General features: G+C 40.5%; 13 protein-coding genes. 6 read left to right on the top strand and 7 right to left on the bottom strand.

The window, feature by feature from the left end; translation table 11 throughout:
• Positions 1-40: 40 nt before the first annotated feature.
• Positions 41-1,663: a bifunctional UDP-sugar hydrolase/5'-nucleotidase UshA gene (gene ushA, locus EJ103_RS17570; RefSeq protein WP_126009029.1), complete on the bottom strand. Its 1,623-nt coding sequence runs from the start codon at positions 1,661-1,663 to the stop codon at positions 41-43.
• Positions 1,664-1,959: 296 nt separating this feature from the next.
• On the opposite strand from ushA, the gene EJ103_RS17565 reads away from it, so the two are divergent.
• Positions 1,960-2,718: a peptidylprolyl isomerase gene (locus EJ103_RS17565; protein WP_126009027.1), complete on the top strand. Its 759-nt coding sequence runs from the start codon at positions 1,960-1,962 to the stop codon at positions 2,716-2,718.
• Positions 2,719-2,766: 48 nt separating this feature from the next.
• On the opposite strand, the gene EJ103_RS17560 is transcribed toward EJ103_RS17565, so the two are convergent.
• A complete protein-coding gene (locus tag EJ103_RS17560) occupies positions 2,767-3,186 on the bottom strand; it encodes an MAPEG family protein (RefSeq protein WP_126009025.1) in 420 nt (139 codons plus the stop codon).
• A gap of 168 nt (positions 3,187-3,354) precedes the next feature.
• On the opposite strand from EJ103_RS17560, the gene EJ103_RS17555 reads away from it, so the two are divergent.
• A complete protein-coding gene (locus tag EJ103_RS17555) occupies positions 3,355-6,246 on the top strand; it encodes an insulinase family protein (RefSeq protein ID WP_126009023.1) in 2,892 nt (963 codons plus the stop codon).
• 117 nt (positions 6,247-6,363) lie between these two features.
• Here the strand turns inward: EJ103_RS17555 and EJ103_RS17550 are convergent, their stop codons facing one another.
• Complete coding sequence (locus tag EJ103_RS17550; RefSeq protein WP_126009021.1) at positions 6,364-7,746, bottom strand: Na+/H+ antiporter NhaC family protein; 1,383 nt, start codon at positions 7,744-7,746, stop codon at positions 6,364-6,366.
• 286 nt (positions 7,747-8,032) lie between these two features.
• Between EJ103_RS17550 and EJ103_RS17545 the strand changes: the two genes are divergently transcribed.
• Positions 8,033-8,533, top strand: a complete 501-nt coding sequence (locus EJ103_RS17545) for a GNAT family N-acetyltransferase (protein ID WP_126009019.1) — start codon at positions 8,033-8,035, stop codon at positions 8,531-8,533.
• Here the strand turns inward: EJ103_RS17545 and EJ103_RS17540 are convergent.
• From EJ103_RS17540 to EJ103_RS17530, 3 genes are read right to left on the bottom strand one after another with little or no spacing between them, the layout of a single operon-like run.
• Positions 8,530-9,138, bottom strand: a complete 609-nt coding sequence (locus EJ103_RS17540; RefSeq protein WP_004588727.1) for a PqiC family protein — start codon at positions 9,136-9,138, stop codon at positions 8,530-8,532. The two genes, EJ103_RS17545 and EJ103_RS17540, sit on opposite strands and share 4 nt — an antisense overlap.
• Complete coding sequence (gene pqiB, locus EJ103_RS17535) at positions 9,138-10,793, bottom strand: intermembrane transport protein PqiB (protein WP_029771939.1); 1,656 nt, start codon at positions 10,791-10,793, stop codon at positions 9,138-9,140. The genes EJ103_RS17540 and pqiB overlap by 1 nt, the downstream gene beginning before the upstream one ends.
• Positions 10,790-11,956, bottom strand: coding sequence for a paraquat-inducible protein A (locus EJ103_RS17530; protein ID WP_236695089.1), 1,167 nt, complete (start codon positions 11,954-11,956; stop codon positions 10,790-10,792). The genes pqiB and EJ103_RS17530 overlap by 4 nt, the downstream gene beginning before the upstream one ends.
• Positions 11,957-12,123: 167 nt before the next feature.
• Between EJ103_RS17530 and EJ103_RS17525 the strand changes: the two genes are divergently transcribed.
• Together EJ103_RS17525 and EJ103_RS20280 are read left to right on the top strand one after the other, a co-directional pair.
• The gene (locus EJ103_RS17525) at positions 12,124-12,642 is read left to right on the top strand and encodes an amino acid ABC transporter substrate-binding protein (protein WP_241232329.1); all 519 of its coding nucleotides are present in this window, start codon (positions 12,124-12,126) and stop codon (positions 12,640-12,642) included.
• Complete coding sequence (locus EJ103_RS20280) at positions 12,643-12,852, top strand: hypothetical protein (RefSeq protein ID WP_241232328.1); 210 nt, start codon at positions 12,643-12,645, stop codon at positions 12,850-12,852.
• A gap of 24 nt (positions 12,853-12,876) precedes the next feature.
• Here the strand turns inward: EJ103_RS20280 and EJ103_RS17520 are convergent, their stop codons facing one another.
• On the bottom strand, positions 12,877-13,698 hold the full coding sequence (locus EJ103_RS17520) for a thioesterase family protein (protein WP_064386624.1): 822 nt from the start codon (positions 13,696-13,698) through the stop codon (positions 12,877-12,879).
• 241 nt (positions 13,699-13,939) lie between these two features.
• On the opposite strand from EJ103_RS17520, the gene dnaK reads away from it, so the two are divergent.
• Positions 13,940-15,859, top strand: coding sequence for a molecular chaperone DnaK (gene dnaK / locus EJ103_RS17515; RefSeq protein ID WP_126009018.1), 1,920 nt, complete (start codon positions 13,940-13,942; stop codon positions 15,857-15,859).
• The last annotated feature ends 13 nt before the right edge of the window (positions 15,860-15,872 follow it).

Below are 15,872 nucleotides of genomic sequence, written 5' to 3'. Positions count from 1 at the left end.
CAGCTACTTTCCTTAAACATTATCTTTTAATAACGTTTTGTTATTTAGGTGCAAACTGCGCAGCTTTAAGTGGACTATTTTGTGAGACAAAGGTTTTAAGTGCCTGGGCATCGGTTTCATCTGTGCTAACAAACCCTTTTAGTTTATTAATAGCAGGGTAACCGTCACCACCTGATGCGTTATAGCTATTTAAACTCATACGGTAAGTTTTATTTTCATCAAATGGCTTACCATCAATGAGTACACTGACTAATTTGCCATTTTTACGGGTAAACGCTAATTTGTGATATTGCAAATAGGCACCTGCATCAACAGGGAAGCTGGTCACTGTTTCTAAGTAGTTCCATAAATCACGCCCTTGCCAGTCCATGTGAGTAATGCGATTTTTAAACGGGTGTACTTTTAAAATATCTTTATAGCTAATATCGCCAGCTTCAATAGAGCTTCTTATTCCGCCACCACTAATAAGGCCAAAGTCGGCGCCAACTACATTCATTTGTGCTTGTATAATCACACGCGCTAAATTAGTTTGTTGGTAACGCACCTTGTTTCTATCGCCCTCTAAACGCGCATCAACACTGCCAATTTTACCTGCAATTTGTTTTGCGCCTTTTGCTTGGTAACTTGCTAAAAAAGCTTCTAGGGTCGGATCGGGTTTAATGTATTCGTTGGCTAATACTTGTTTACTAGACCCATCGGCTTGAATTTCATCAACATATAAATTAACTGGCAACAATTTATAATCGAGTAGGGTGAGCTTTTCGTTTTCTAGCTTAAACTCTGCCTTACCCACATACTTGCCCCACTCATGTGCTTGCATAATCCATGTGCCGTTTTGCTGATCGGGCTTACACGCAAGACCGGGTTTAAAGTTATCGTCATTTTTATTTTTAGCTGCCATACAAACCGGCTCTTGCGAGTGACCACCAATAATCATATCTAAGGTATTAGCGGGTAAAGAGCGGGCAAGTGTGACATCGCCCGGGGCATTAATCCCAAAGTTTGCATCTACATAATGGCCCATGTGAGTAAGAGCAATAGTGATATCGGGGTTGTATTGCTCATTAATTTTTTTAGCGAGAGCTGCCGTCACATCAACGGGGTCTTTAAATTCTAAATGGCCAATATATTGTGGGTTAGCTATTTTAGCGGTGTCTGTAGTGGTAAGTCCTATAACCGCAATTTTTAAGCCCCCCTTTTCAAAAATTTTATAGCCTTGAAATGCGCTTTCCCCAGTTGCTTTGTCAAAAATATTTGCAGACAGTAAAGGAAAGGTAGCCCATTGCTGCTGCTTACTTAAAACGCTCAGTGGGTTATCAAATTCATGGTTACCAATTGCCATAGCATCGTAACCGAGTAACGACATCCCCTTAAAGTCAGGCTCTGCGTGTTGTAAGTCTGACTCAGGTATACCGGTGTTAATATCACCGCCAGAAAGCAGCAATACTGCATGGCCTTGCTGTTGAGCTTTGTTACGTAAAGCGTCAATTAACGTTTTACGCGCTGCCATACCATATTCACCTTTTTCGTTATGCCAAAAGCGCCCGTGATTATCGTTAGTATGTAATACAGTAATATACTGTGGGGCAGTGGAGGTGTTTAAAGGTGAGTTTGTACAACCTATAACAGATAAAATAACTGAAAATAAAATAATTATACGCATGAAATACCCATTTATTATGGTGTGCTTAATTTATTAGGCGGTTAGTTTAAACTAAATTAGCGATAAATAACGTACTTATTTTATACTTTTTTATATTCGAGTTTTAAAAGTAATATTAAATTATTAAATGCTTTTACACAAAGCGAATACAGCGAGTGTTATTTAAAAGAATATGTAATGAAGTGTAACTAAAAGGGTGTTAATTGTAGTTGTGCCTTTTAAATGCTTTTTCTTGGCGTATAGTGTGGATTAGAATTAACACTTAATTTAAATAACAATAACAAAAAGGACTCATAATGAAAAAGTGCCTGATTGGCTCACTACTTGCGTTTTCGTGCTTTACTAGCCAAGCCACTATTGTTGAAATGCAAACTTCGCACGGGGTGATAGAGCTTAACTTGTTTGACCAACAAGCCCCCAATACGGTTGCTAACTTTTTAAGTTATATTGAAGATGACGCATACAACCAAACCGTAATACACCGCTCAGTCAGCGACTTTGTAATACAAGGTGGTGGCTTTACATTTACCGACGAATTAGTGCCAATAACCACCAAGCCTGCTGTTGTTAATGAGCCTGTTTTATCTAATGTGAAGGGCACAATCGCGATGGCTAAATTAGCCAACGATGAAAACAGCGCAACGAGCCAGTGGTTTTTTAATGTGGTTGATAATAGCGAAGCGCTTGATACTCAAAATGGCGGTTTTACAGTATTTGGACAAATTACAGCGCAAAGCCAAGCTACGCTCGATAATATTGCTGGATTAGTACACTGCGGCGATATCCCGTTGGTTGATATAACCAGTGAACAATGCTCAAGTAGCGATGTCGCTCTGAGCAGCGCTAACTTTGTAACTATTAACAGTGTGGTGGTATTAGATGACGACCCGCTTTCATCTGCCAACTTAAACCCAACAGCCAATACATTAATAAGCCAAGACGATTCATCAGCAGAGGCTGGCTCATCGAGCAGTTCGGGTGGGAGTATGGGTATTGGTTTTTGCTTAATTGCACTGCTTGGTGTGGGTAAACGCTTAAAACGCGCTAAATACTAATTATGTGTTAAACAGTAAATAAAAAAGCGGCTAATTAAGCCGCTTTTACTAAAATGCTAAAATTCGCCAAACAATCGCAAGCCATAATGCAAACACACTGGCGCAGCCTAGTAAAAAAACATTAAAGCGCATTCTTACATTATTACTGCCAATATGAACAGCCGTATGCACAATACGCGAAATAACAAATAAGCACGCAAGCGCAGTAATTAAGTAGCTAGCGCTGTTAAGTTGCAATGCAACAATACAACCGATATAAAAAAGCACTGGTATTTCAAACTGATTGGTAAAGTTTCTATCTGCTACGCGTACGGTATCGCCTGCGTTATCAAGGCGCATGGTTTTAAAATCGCTCAACTGTAATTGTTTGTTTTTTGCAGCAGCAAAGCGTCGCTTGCCCATAATTAACATTACAATGAGCGATAATGTTACTTGTGCAAACATGGCGAGTATTATTATTTTTTCCATCCTATTTCCTTCGTTATTATTTTACTGACTTTAAGTATGCAGGTGTTTTTCACAATGTGTTACATAAATTAGTATTATTTTGTGGTAAACCCTTAATTGTTAGTGTTAATTTAGCTCTATTACGTTGTTTTGAGCGCATCCTAAGCGCAATTTTAATGGAAAAACAAAATGAAAAAAATTCTTGGTTTTAGCGTCATCGCTTTAGCAGTTTTAAGTGGCTGTACAAATACATCATCTACCTCATCGGTTGCTAGTTCTTCGCAAAACCCCTTACTCTCAGACACATTAGTTGTAAGCCCAAATGATACGCGCGAATATAAAACTCTTACCCTCGAAAACGAAATAGAAGTCATTTTAGTCTCTGATCCAAGCGCTGAAAAATCAGCAGCATCGCTAAGTGTAGGCGTAGGCTTACTACACGACCCTATGATGCAGCAAGGTATGGCACATTACTTAGAGCATATGCTTTTTTTAGGCACAGAGCGCTACCCCGATACAAAAGGCTACTCTGACTTTATGACCAAAAATGGCGGGGTAAATAATGCGTATACCTGGCTCGATATTACCAACTACATGTTTAAAATTAATAACGATGCCTTTGATGAAGCGCTAGACCGTTTTGCTGATTTTTTTAAAGCCCCTAAGCTGTACCCTGAATATGCAGATAAAGAAAAAAACGCTGTAAATGCCGAGTGGTCAATGCGCCGCGAAATGGACTTTTTTGGCCAGTTTAAACTTGCCCGTAAAATGATGGGTGATCACCCGGCAAATCGCTTTTTAATTGGTAACCTAGAAACGCTAGGAGACAAAGAAGGCAGCCAATTACACAAAGAAACGGTCGACTTTTACAATAAATACTATTCATCAAATATCATGAAAGTGGCGCTTATTTCAAACTTGCCAATTGAGCAAATGGAGCAAAAAGCAAAAACTTATTTTGCCGATATCGAAAATAAACACATTGAAAAGCCAACCGTTACTGCAGAGCTTGATTTTGATAAAGCCGGTGGCAAAAAAGTATATTACTCACCTAATGAAGACGTAAAACAGCTGCAACTTGAGTTTACGATTAATAACAACAGCAGCGACTTTGCGGTTAAACCTAACCGTTATGTCAGTTATTTATTAAGTAATGAGATGCCAGGTAGCCCGGCACAATTACTACGCGACAAAGGCTGGGTATCGCAATTAACAGCGTCTCCTTCTCCTAGTCAGTACGGCAATTACGGCGCGCTTACTATTTCGCTAGAATTAACCGATGAAGGCATGAAAAACCGCGAAACAATTGTCGCAACTATTATGCAATACATTGAACTGATTAAAAAAGAAGGTGTAGATGCTAAGTACTTTAATGAAATTCGTACATCACTTAGCAATCAATTTAAGTTTTTAGAAAAAGGCGATGAGTTTAGCTATGTCAGCGCGCTTACTGGTAGCATGCAAGATTACCCATTAAATCATGCCATTGATGCACCTTACTATTATGCCAAATTTGACGCAGAGGCGATAAACGAGGTACTTAAACAATTAAATGCCGATACGCTGCGCGTTTGGTATATTTCGCAACAAGAAGAAACCGACTCGCAACTGCATTTTTATGATGGTAAATACCGCATAGAAGATATTAGCGATGCCGAAATTGCCAGTTGGAAAACATCAAGCGAGTTTAAGCTTGCTTTACCAAGTGTAAATAACTTACTACCTGAAAGCTTCGCGATTAAAACAGCTGAGTTTAAAGAGCAGAAACACCCTAAACTGGCTTACGATAAAAACGGCGTAAAAGTATGGCGCCAAGCAAGCCAAAAATTTGCTGCCCAGCCAAAGGGGTTGGTTGAGGTATATATTAATACCCAACCAGGCTTAAATGATATTAATGCTGAAGTACTTTACTCAGTATGGGCCGACTTATATAACATTCAACAAAGCCAACTAAGCACCGAAGCCGCCATTGCCGGCATGAGTGTAAACCTTGCGCCAAGTAATGGTTTAGTTTTATCAATGAGTGGCTTTACCGATAAGCAAGATGTACTTTTAAAACAAGCGCTAAGCGGGTTAAAAGCCGACGTAACTGCACAAGCATTTACCCAAGCAATTGATCGCTATATACGTGGTTTGTTAAATCAGCAAAAGCAATTTCCGTATGCACAAGCATTTGGCGCTTACTCTAAACTTATCCGCACAGGCAGCTTTGATACAGAGGCACTGATAAAAGCGGCAGAATCGCTAAGCGTTGCCGATTTAAACAAGCTAAAAACAGCCACATTTGCCACCAACGATTTACGTGTATTTAGCTACGGTAATTACAACCAACAAGATATAGAATCGATAGCCACTGAGTTAAGTGCCACTTTACCAAGCAATCATACATCGAGTGAGTTTGCGCGTAGTAAAGCATGGTTACCACAGCCAGGCGAAACGCGAGTATTGCAAAAAGATATTGATGTTGCCGATGTGGCAGTAGTTGATATGACTGTTCACCCAGTGCCAGGGTATAAACAAAAAGCGCAAGCTGCGGTGTTACAAAGCCACTTTAGAACCATTGCATTTGATAAAATGCGTACCGAAGAGCAACTTGCATACGCCGTAGGCGCGCTGGCTCGCCCAATAGAGGATTACTCGGCAATTGGCTTGTTTATTCAAACACCTGTTAAAGGGCCAAAAGAAATACAGGCACGTTTTGATCAATTCAAAAAAGAGTACGCGGTAGAGCTTGATAATATGAGCTTAGATACTTTTGCTCAACTTAAAAATGCCACGCTTGTATCACTAAAAGAGCAGCCTAAAAACCTAAGCGATGAAATGGGGCCACTTATTACCGATTGGTATCGTGAAAACTTTCACTTTGACTCTAAGCAAAAGCTAATTGATGAAGTTGAAAAAGTAACGCTTGAGGATATTAAGCAGTACTACAAACAAACTATGCTAAACCCACAAGCCGCACGTTTAAATGTGCAGTTACGTGGTACTAAGTTTGTAGAAAGCGACTTTGCTGATTTACCAAATCAAACCAAAATTCAATCGCTTGAAACCTATTACAATGGTATTAAATTACAAAAATAAGCTATATATATTTATACAGCTAAAAGAATACCAATCCGCTTAATTAAGTATTATTGTGGATTGGTAAAACACCCCAGTGTAGTACTACATTGGGGTTTTTATTTATATTAACTTAATTTATGCCATAGCAATAAAGCCGACAACGGCAAGTGCCGCGGCAATTAATGTATAAGGTAGTTGCGTTACTGCATGGCTCATTAAATTACAGCCAGAGCCTTGTGCTGCAAGTACGGTAGAGTCTGAGTAAAAACAGGCTTGGCTACCAAATGATGAGGCCGATAACAACGCGCCAATAACCAGTGGAATATTAGCGTCAACGGCAGTTGCCAGTGGCATAACTATTGGGATCGACACAGCAAAAATACCCCAACTAGAGCCTGTAGCAAACGCTAACACCGCCATAGCAATAAATACCACCGCCGGTAAGTATTGGGCAGTCATGTACGGGCTCAAACTACCGATCACAAACTGCGGTAAGCTAATTAAGTCGCACACATCTTTAAATATAAATGCCGCTATTACAGTGCCAATAGCCGGTATCATGCTTTTAAAGCCATCAAGCATGCGCTCTATCATTTCGCTAAAGCTCATTAATTTTTGTAGTGCATAAAAAGGAAGCGTTACCGCCATAGTTGCCAATAAGCCTTTATATACATCTATCTCAAAGTAAACTGTAAAGGCTACTAGTAAAATTATAGGCAGTAAAAAGTTGTGTAATTTTCCTTTAGGGTCGGCATCTTCAAAGCTTTCTTCTACTGCTTTTACAGCGTATTCGTCGGCTGTTTGAATATCACTAAATTGCGCAGGGTCTACAGTGGCTTGCTCAACTTGCGCTAACCTTTCGGCTTTTTTCATAGGCCCAATAGCAGGTATAACACCCAGTACCACTAACAAAACCACCAATACTGCAAACCAGGCGTAAAACATATAAGGAATGGCTTGAATATAAACCGCAATGCCTTTGCCCTCCTCGGCAATGCCGTTATCGACTAACAAGCCGCCAAAAAATACCGCCCAAGTCGATAAAGGGACAAGTACGCAAATAGGTGCCGCTGTTGAATCTACAACGTAGGCGAGCATTTCTCGGCTAACTTTAAATTTATCGGTAATGCGTTTCATCGTTTCACCAACGGTAAGCGCATTTAAATAGTCATCAATAAAAATAACCACACCTAAACAAAAGGTCATAAATAAAGAAGAGCGTTTACCTTTAGTGTATTTTAGCGCTAATTTGCCAAACGCCGACGCACCGCCAGTGCGCACTAATAAAGCGATTAAAGCGCCAAAGCCTCCGCACACGAGTATTAACCAACCTATGGTTTCGTCGGTCATTACTTTAAGTGATGTGCTGGCAAAGTTAGCAAGCACCTGAGCTGGGTCGGCTATTACTAAGCCAACTAAAGCGCCAATAAGTAAAGATAAAATAGGGCGGCGTAAAACAACAGCCAATACCACAACCACCGCTGGTGGCAGTAAACTTAATGCAGAAGGTTCAAGCATTTAAAGATTCACAAAATTAAAAGCATATTTAAATAATAAATTGCTTAACAAAAACAAAGCAGGTAATAGTTATTACGTGCCAAGTCACTGCTTTTGCCGCGTAGGGTGCTTTGCTGTTATGTTAAATTAATAGCGAAAGGGAAACGCGTTGGCTTTGGCGCCAGACGGTGCAAGAGAAGCATGCCGCTATTGTTGTGCCTGTAAAAACATCGGCGCAAAAATAATCCGGTTTTGTATTTCAGTCAATAAAAATTTACGTACAAAATAACTTTTTATAGGAGATAACGTGGAGGCCGTATTTAAAACCCAACGTTTATTATTGCGCTATGCAAATGAGCACGATGCAGCCATGTTACTTAATTTGGTGAATCAGCCAAATTTTATAAAATATATTGGCGATAAAGCCATTCATACGCACAGCGATGCCAAGCGCTACATTGAGCAATCGTTTAGAGCATCCCATAAACACCAAGGGTTTGGCCCTTATATTATTACTTTACACAATGGTGAAGTAGTAGGAGTTGTGGGCTTTTATAAACGCGATGTACTGCAGCAGCCAGATTTAGGTTTTGCCTTGTTAACCCGTTATGAGAAAAACGGTTATATTTTTGAAGCGGCCAAAGTGCTATTACATAATAGGCACACACTTGGGATAAAGCAGGTCAGTGCTATCTGCGCAGCTAATAATACCGCTTCTCAGTGCGTATTATTAAAGTTAGGTTTTAATAGGGTAGGCAAGGCGGTTATTAATAATGATAAAACCGCCGTAATTATATATGCTTATTAAAGACGCGCTTGCTCTATGGCTTTTGCTACGCTTAGGTTTATGTTTTGCCAAGTTTGCTCAAGGGTAGCCACTAAGCCATCGTAACCGTCATCTTCTATTGGAACTACATGCGAAAAATTATGCACACTAATCAGGCTGCGGCCGGTTTCTGGGTGGGTGTAATATAAGCGCCACAGGCCAGAAATATCAGCGTTGCCTTGCATATCACCATTAAAGTGGTGCACTTCATATTCAAGCTCGTAAAACGTTTGCTGATCAAGCTCGGTAATTACCGGTAAGCCCTTAATAACCATCCAATTAGGCATTGCATTAAAAAGGGTTTGTTGTGCTGTAGCGGTGAGCATCACATCGGGCGATTCACCCCATAGGTTGTAATTTGCCGCATGAATTTGGTTGCTATCAATTTTCATTGCTATGCCCAAATTATTTAATGCGCCTCTAAGGGCTACAGTTTGCACTCTTAATTGGGCATCAGTTTCTTTTACATGGCGTGATGATGAAGCAATGGGTTGTTCAAACTGATAATACTGCGTTGCGGTTTGAATTGACGCACTGCACCCTGCAAGGGTAATTAACACGGTTATGGCTAAAAATAAGTGTTTCATTATTGCTTCCTTGGTTGTGGATCAGCAGGGAGTGCTTTATCAAAAATAAACATATTAGGTTGTTCGTTTAAACCCCGTGTAAGCGGCTGAATTTCTTCACTTAAGCGTTTAAATTCAAGCAAGGTTTGCTGTAATTGATGATGAAACTCAGAGCCGGCCTGATAACTTGCCATGGTTTTATCAAATTGACGCATGGTCACTTCAAACTGCTCCATACTTTTGGTCATTTTATCAAAGTTACGGTTAAAGTCGCCGGGTAAGTTTTGGGTATCTTTTTGGCTTAATAACGCACGCATTTCGTTAGCAAGCGCTTGGTAGTCGCTAAATGTAGCTTGCATTTGCGCTAGGCTGTCTTCAATTTTTAAATCGTTTACCTTGTTAAGCACATCCGAGACCTGATCGGCAAGCACCGTAATGCCGCTAGAAATACTCGGAAATACATCATATTGGGCAAGTTTTGCTAAATGCGCTTTTGGTGCGTCGGGGTATATATCAAAATCTACATACACTGCGCCAGTTAAAAGGTTGCCGGGTTTTAAAGAAGCACGCATACCATTTTTTATCCAGCCGGTTAGGCTACTTTGCCAAAACTCTTTGGCCGCTGCGCTATCGTGATATAAACGGCCATACTCAATTTTAATCAGTACCGGCACCGCCGTATTATGGTTTTTAAAATGTGCAGGTTTGCCATTAACAATAACGTTAGCGGGGGCTTCTACCACGGTACCAATTCGGGTGCCGCGATATTCCACAGGCGCGCCGGGTCTTAGGCCACGTATAGATTGTTCAAAATCAATAATGTAGTAATCAAAGTCGTAAAAGCGCTCTTCTAGTGCTTCTTTGTAGCTTTGGCTTAGCGAAAAGTTGTGGCCGTCTTGGGCTAAGTCACCTGGGGCTTGTTGCTCTGGTAAGCCAACCGAAATACCGCCTTTGAGGAGTTTACTTAATGAGCCGGTACTTATATTAATACCATCGGCCGACAAATCTATTTCAATGCCGGCATTAACCCAAAATATAGAGTTTAATGTTATGAGATTTTGATACGGTTCGTTAATAAAAATACCGTACTTCATTGCTTGGTTTTTCCAGTCAAAAGTAGCGGTTTCTATTTGGCCTATTTTATAGTTTTTAAAAAATATCCCAGTGCTTACCTCTAGCACTTCAGCGTTGTAGCTGAGTAACTGAAAACGCCCACCTTTTACATCTTTACCAATAAGGGCCGGCTCGTCTTGTAATACAAAACGCTCTTTTAGTTTTTTACTCTCCCCCGGTGAAAACTCTAAATAAACACCCGACAAAAGCGTACTCATACCACTAATGCCAGTTTCGTCTATACGGGGTTTAACAACCCAAATTTTAGCATCGTCGGTGAGGAGCTCATTATAGTTTTTGTCTATTTGTGCGCGGGCAATAACGCTATCTTGCGAGTCAGAAAGGCGTATAGCATCAATTTGACCAATTTTAACACTGCGCACTTTTATTTCTGTTTTACCTGCAATAATGCCTTCTGCGTGGGGCATTTTTATATAAATAGTAGGGCCTACATTTGCTTGGTATTGATACAACATCCATATACCAACTAATAAGGCTATCAGTGGAATAATCCAAATAGCAGAAATTTTTGGTTTTGTTGTTACATTAGCCGTTTCGGTCATGCTTTATTCTCTGAATGTTTGTTTTTTGGTGTATCCCACAACAAGCGCGGATCAAACGCATGTGCAGCCATCATTTGGCATATTACCATAACAGTAAAAAATACAATGCCTAGCCCTGGGGTAATTGACATTAAGTTGCCTAGTTGCACTAAGGCAACGAGTATAGCAACAACAAATACATCGATCATTGACCATTTGCCAATAAATTCAGTAAGTTGATAAATTTTAGTATAGCCTTTTGTGTGCTTGTTAGCAGGTTTTGCCACCATAATACATAAAAAGCTAAGCACAAAGGCTTTGGCCAGTGGCACCACTACGCTGGCCAAAAAGATAATGGCAGCAATGGGGTAGGAACCACTTTTCCAAAGTGTCAGTACGCCGCCAATTAAGGTTGACGGTGACACATCACCCAGGCTGGTGGTGTGCATTATTGGTAATAGGTTTGCAGGTATGTAACACAGCACAGAGGTCACTAACCAAGCAGTTGCTTTTTGAACACTGTTGGGGTTTCTTACATGGGTTTTAGTGTGACAACGCGGGCAAATACTACTTTTACACAGTTGATGGCATACGTGGCAAGCTTTAATGTTTTGATCAATAGCGCGTTTGGCATGTGCTGCGTCTTCGAGTGTTGTTGCTGGTTTAATATGTGCCCATAAGCGCGGCTTATTTAAATGGGCAAGTGCCGCAATATACATAATAACAAAGCCAATATATGCCCAAAAGCTGGTGCCAAAACTAATGTCGGCAAGCGACATAATTTTAACCATGCTTACTAACACGCCAATTAAAAATATTTCAGACATGATCCACGGCTCAAGGGCCAAGGTAAACTTGAGCAATCGCCTAGCGATGGCCTCAGGCAAAGATTGCAAAAGCCCAAGATGCATAGGAATAAGAATAATCAGTAAGCTCATTGGCAGCGCAATAATGCTTAAATCAATAAATAAGCCAAGTAACTCACTGTCGTAATTAAATAAAATTCGGGCAGCATCGGGCAGGGTGATGGTTTGCGTTATGCCGCTGCTACTAAATGAAATAAACGGGTAAAACATGCTGCTTAATAGCATTAGTAATGAGCCAATACTTAGCGCAACTACTTTACTGTCGTTGTTTACATCGCCTTCGCACAACTTATGGTGACAATGCGGGCACACGGCCATTTGCTTATCGGCTATTGCGGGTATATCAATTATTAGGTCGCAGCACGGGCAAATTGTTTGCAAGTTATAACCATCAAAGAAGAATGTTTACGCAATTTTGCTATATTTAAGTTATTAATACAACGCGATTCATCATTAAGCGCAATAACAATACGTTAAGGATAGATGTGAGGCTGTTATTACTTTGCTTTATTACCTGTTTTTTTATAAGCCCGCCAGTGTGTGCCGCTTGGCAAAAACAGCCAATTGTGATTGCTGCCAGTGCGACTATTCCTCCCTATGTAATAGAAAAAACAGATACGGGTATACAACGTAATATAATTAAAGCGGCACTTATTGAGCAGGGCTTAGGTAATATTGTGGTTATTTACATGTTTAACAAGCGCGCCGAGCAGCAACTGCATAGCGGTAATGTGGATATACTGCTTAATTACGCAGGAAAGCGCGGCGCAGGTATTTACCCTAGTCATCAGCCAGTATTGAGTTACAAAAATGTGGCGGTATCTCTTAAAAAGCGCAACTTTACTATTGAGACGATAAATGAGCTAAACAATAAAAGTGTATTAGGATTTCAACATGCGACAGCTTATTTACCACCCCCATTTGCAAAAGGGGTTGCTCAGTTTGCAAGTTATGAAGAAGTAGTCAATCAGCGTGCGCAAGTCGATAGGCTAATGAAAGACTGAGTGGATGTAATTATCCTCGATGAGCGCATATTTCATTACTATAACAATGACTATGCGCACTCATTACCCGTTAATATTCACCCAATTTTTCCAAAAGCCCCGCGCCCTGCTTTTTTTAACAACGCAGTGCTGCAAAAAACATTTGATAAAGGCTTGCTAACTATAAAAGCAAAGGGAAAATATCAACAAATAATGAGTGGTTACCACTAAGCTCATTAGTAAGCTAAGCGGTACTTAATCAAACAAAGCAACGGTTTGACGTGTCAAAGCAATTAGCTCCCCCGATTGCGACCAAATACAGCCATCTTCTAAGCCATAACCCCCTTTAGCATGATGTGTAATTGCTTCAAAGCCTAACCATTCACCGGGTGTAAGTGTTGGCTCTTGCACAAATTCTAAATACCACGACATGCTACTTGCCGGAGCCGGCTGTTTAAACATTTGTAATAATGTAGGAGGCCATGCATCGGTAAGGGCAATTATATGTGCTTCGGTAATTGCCTCTGGGGTATGTTTAAAGCGCATCCAGCCGCCTAAATGCGAGGTCTGTGCAGCGCTAAAAGGCATAGCGCCTTGCTGCGGACATAAATCAACATGTTGGAAAAACTCAGGCATTTGCCCTTCGATAAACGGCAATGTATGACGTGCATCCACTGGCTTTAATCCCATTTCTTTACTAACCGGTACATTAACACCCGATTGCCTATCAATAGCAAAGCACGCCTGGACAATAACGCACACTTGTTCACTCTGAATCACTTTAGCTAATACCTGAGTACTGCTTTTACCTTGGCGTAAAATTTCAACTGACAAAGAAAAAGGCGTGTCGGCAAGCAGCGGCCCAACAAAATTAGTGCTCAAAGACAGTAATCGTCTACTTGGGTCAATGTGTTTTCTGATTGCTTGATAAAGTAGTGCAGCAGAAAGGCCACCAAAAGCGGTTCTACCTTGGCACCAATTAGCAGGAAACTCCATTGTATTGCTGTTATTGGCAAGCGAAGCGGAAGAAGAGTTTGAAATAGCAGAGGCTTGTTTTAATAAGTCATCAAAATGCATCGTTAATATCCTTGAAATTATCATTATCAGACATATATAGCACATAACAACTGGTCAGACTAGTTGTGTTGAATAGGTGTATTTGGCGTAAAAAACATCAAACCCTACTTTTATTAAGGTTTTTTGTTAAATAAATTACAAAAAATGAATTTTTTTTCATTTTTACAGTTGAATTAACTTTGTGGCATCCCTATTTACTAGTCATCGAACGTATTAACGAATTTGAAGTTGGAGAAGATTCATGGGTAAAATTATTGGAATCGATTTAGGTACTACAAACTCTTGTGTTGCAGTACTTGATGGTGATAAAGCACGTGTTATTGAAAATGCGGAAGGCGATCGCACAACCCCGTCTATTATTGCTTACACGCAAGACGGTGAGACTCTAGTAGGTCAACCTGCTAAGCGTCAAGCGGTTACTAACCCAACTAACACGTTATTTGCAATTAAGCGTTTAATTGGTCGTCGTTTTGAAGACGAAGAAGTACAACGCGATATCGGTATTATGCCGTTCAAAATCATCAAAGCTGATAACGGCGATGCATGGGTTGAAGCGGGCGGTGAAAAACGCGCTGCACCACAAATTTCTGCAGAAGTACTTAAAAAAATGAAGAAAACGGCAGAAGACTTCTTAGGTGAAAAAGTAACTGAAGCTGTAATCACAGTACCTGCATACTTTAACGATTCACAACGTCAAGCAACAAAAGATGCTGGTCGTATTGCGGGTCTTGAAGTTAAACGTATTATCAATGAGCCAACAGCTGCTGCCCTTGCTTACGGCATGGACAAAAACAAAGGTGAAAACGTTGTTGCAGTATACGACTTAGGTGGTGGTACTTTCGATTTATCAATCATTGAAATTGATGAAGTTGAAGGCGAGCACACATTTGAAGTACTTGCTACAAACGGTGACACTCACTTAGGTGGTGAAGATTTCGATAACCGCGTAATCAACTACTTAGTAGCTGAATTCAAGAAAGACCAAGGCATCGATTTACAAAATGATCCGCTTGCTATGCAACGTGTTAAAGAAGCGGCTGAAAAAGCGAAAATCGAACTATCATCTGCACAATCTACAGAAGTTAACCTTCCGTACGTAACTGCCGATGCATCAGGTCCTAAGCACATGAACGTTAAACTAACGCGTGCTAAACTTGAATCATTAGTTGAAGACTTAGTAACTAAGTCAATTGAGCCACTTAAACGTGCACTAGCGGATGCTGATTTATCTGTAAATGATATTAACGATATCATTTTAGTAGGTGGTCAAACACGTATGCCACTAGTACAAAAAACAGTTGCTGAGTTCTTTGGTAAAGAGCCACGTAAAGATGTTAACCCTGATGAAGCTGTAGCAGTAGGCGCGGCAATTCAAGGTGGTGTATTAGCAGGTGACGTTAAAGACGTACTATTACTAGACGTGTCTCCATTATCGCTAGGTATTGAGACAATGGGCTCAGTAATGACCGCGCTAATTGAGAAAAATACAACGATTCCTACTAAGAAATCGCAAACGTTCTCTACAGCAGAAGATAACCAATCTGCCGTTACGATTCACGTACTACAAGGTGAGCGTAAGCGTGCTAGCGACAACAAATCTCTAGGTCAATTTAACCTAGAAGGTATTCGCCCAGCACAACGTGGTACTCCACAAATCGAAGTAACTTTCGATGTAGATGCGGATGGTATCTTACATGTATCAGCGAAAGATAAAGATACAGGTAAAGAGCAAAAAATCACGATTCAAGCGTCTTCAGGCTTAAGCGATGAAGAAGTAGAAAAAATGGTTCGTGATGCAGAAGCTAACGCTGAAGAAGATAAAAAGTTTGAAGAGCTAGTAGCAACTCGTAACCAAGCTGATGCAATGGTACACGGTACTCGCAAGCAAATTGAAGAAGCTGGCGATGCACTACCAAGCGAAGACAAAGATGCAATTGAAGCAGCTGTTGTTGACCTTGAAGCAGCTATTAAGAGCGACGACAAAGCAGAAATTGAAGCTAAAACGCAAGCACTTGCTGAAAAGTCTCAAAAGCTAATGGAAATCGCTCAAGCTAAAGCGCAACAAGGTGGCGCAGATGCAGGCGAGCAACCACAACAGTCTGCTAAGCAAGACGACGATGTAGTTGATGCTGAGTTTGAAGAAGTAAAAGACGACAAGTAATTGTCAGCTAAGC

Origin of the sequence: Pseudoalteromonas sp. Xi13 (assembly GCF_003952205.1) — a bacterium.
Classification (GTDB): domain Bacteria; phylum Pseudomonadota; class Gammaproteobacteria; order Enterobacterales; family Alteromonadaceae; genus Pseudoalteromonas; species Pseudoalteromonas atlantica.
The sequence above is the reverse complement of the archived record's forward strand: the minus strand, read 5'-3'. Positions and strand labels throughout refer to the sequence as shown.

Excerpts from the sequence above, each read along its gene's own strand:
- ushA (WP_126009029.1), bottom strand. The coding sequence starts at position 1,663 with ATGCGTATAATTATTTTATTTTCAGTTATTTTATCTGTTATAGGTTGT.
- EJ103_RS17565 (WP_126009027.1), top strand. The coding sequence starts at position 1,960 with ATGAAAAAGTGCCTGATTGGCTCACTACTTGCGTTTTCGTGCTTTACT.
- EJ103_RS17560 (WP_126009025.1), bottom strand. The coding sequence starts at position 3,186 with ATGGAAAAAATAATAATACTCGCCATGTTTGCACAAGTAACATTATCG.
- EJ103_RS17555 (WP_126009023.1), top strand. The coding sequence starts at position 3,355 with ATGAAAAAAATTCTTGGTTTTAGCGTCATCGCTTTAGCAGTTTTAAGT.
- EJ103_RS17550 (WP_126009021.1), bottom strand. The coding sequence starts at position 7,746 with ATGCTTGAACCTTCTGCATTAAGTTTACTGCCACCAGCGGTGGTTGTG.
- EJ103_RS17540 (WP_004588727.1), bottom strand. The coding sequence starts at position 9,138 with ATGAAACACTTATTTTTAGCCATAACCGTGTTAATTACCCTTGCAGGG.
- pqiB (WP_029771939.1), bottom strand. The coding sequence starts at position 10,793 with ATGACCGAAACGGCTAATGTAACAACAAAACCAAAAATTTCTGCTATT.
- EJ103_RS17530 (WP_236695089.1), bottom strand. The coding sequence starts at position 11,956 with ATGGCCGTGTGCCCGCATTGTCACCATAAGTTGTGCGAAGGCGATGTA.
- EJ103_RS17520 (WP_064386624.1), bottom strand. The coding sequence starts at position 13,698 with ATGCATTTTGATGACTTATTAAAACAAGCCTCTGCTATTTCAAACTCT.
- dnaK (WP_126009018.1), top strand. The coding sequence starts at position 13,940 with ATGGGTAAAATTATTGGAATCGATTTAGGTACTACAAACTCTTGTGTT.